Source organism: Bacillus cereus group sp. Bc031 (assembly GCF_027716265.1).
Classification (GTDB): Bacteria; Bacillota; Bacilli; order Bacillales; family Bacillaceae_G; genus Bacillus_A; species Bacillus_A paranthracis.
In genome coordinates this window covers 1-892 of sequence record NZ_JAQFUL010000211.1, presented here as the reverse complement: position 1 = coordinate 892, position 892 = coordinate 1, and the positions used below count along the sequence as shown (strand labels likewise).

Below are 892 nucleotides of genomic sequence, written 5' to 3'. Positions count from 1 at the left end.
AATGATATGTTATATCGAAAGAACTTTTACTATGGGATGGGCTAACCTTTTCAGTTAGCAACGTGTCGCACTATTATTCCATTTACGACCCATACTTTCCACTCTCTTTCCCGTTTTAAATCTACATAAAAATATTAATATGAAATATCATGTGTGTTCAACACATTTTTAAAAGAAATATAAAAAGTTCATTTTTGATTCATATTACAGACATAATATAAATCACTATCATTTTGTTCTTTCGACAAGTTATATTATACATGAATTCCTACGTTTATTACGAATTTTAGAAGCACATAACATAATTTAGCAAAAAAATTCTACCATTTCACCAACACACTATTTATGCTTATTTTGTAGTGTGATGAAAATATAAAAAGACTCTACACATTTGGTGTAGAGTCTTTTTATTACGCCGTTCGTGATACCGATGGTCGGGGTCGAACCGACACTCCCGAAGGAACACGATTTTGAGTCGTGCGCGTCTGCCAATTCCGCCACATCGGCACAAAAGAAAAGGCGGCAACCGGATTTGAACCGGTGATAAAGGTTTTGCAGACCTCTGCCTTACCACTTGGCTATGCCGCCATATAAAATTTTACTGGAGCGGAAGACGGGATTCGAACCCGCGACCCCAACCTTGGCAAGGTTGTATTCTACCACTGAACTACTTCCGCAAAAATGGCTGGGCTAGCTGGATTCGAACCAGCGCATGACGGAGTCAAAGTCCGTTGCCTTACCGCTTGGCTATAGCCCATCGAATTCTTACTTAATTATATGTAAGTATCCATTAGATTATTTATAATTTTTAAAATAAAAATGGGGCGACTGATGGGAATCGAACCCACGAATGCCGGAGCCACAATCCGGTGCGTTAACCACTTCGCCACAA

4 tRNA genes are annotated in these 892 nt (G+C 39.0%); all 4 read right to left on the bottom strand.

The features are described 5' to 3' along the window. Nucleotides 1-425 precede the first annotated feature (425 nt). Nucleotides 426-507, bottom strand: a tRNA-Leu gene (locus tag PDQ33_RS28935). Between the two features lie 10 nt (nt 508-517). Continuing rightward, nucleotides 518-588 (bottom strand) — tRNA-Cys (locus PDQ33_RS28930). Nucleotides 589-602: 14 nt separating this feature from the next. After that, nucleotides 603-677, bottom strand: a tRNA-Gly gene (locus tag PDQ33_RS28925). 5 nt (nt 678-682) lie between these two features. Next, nucleotides 683-757 (bottom strand) — tRNA-Gln (locus tag PDQ33_RS28920). Nucleotides 758-892: the final 135 nt, after the last annotated feature.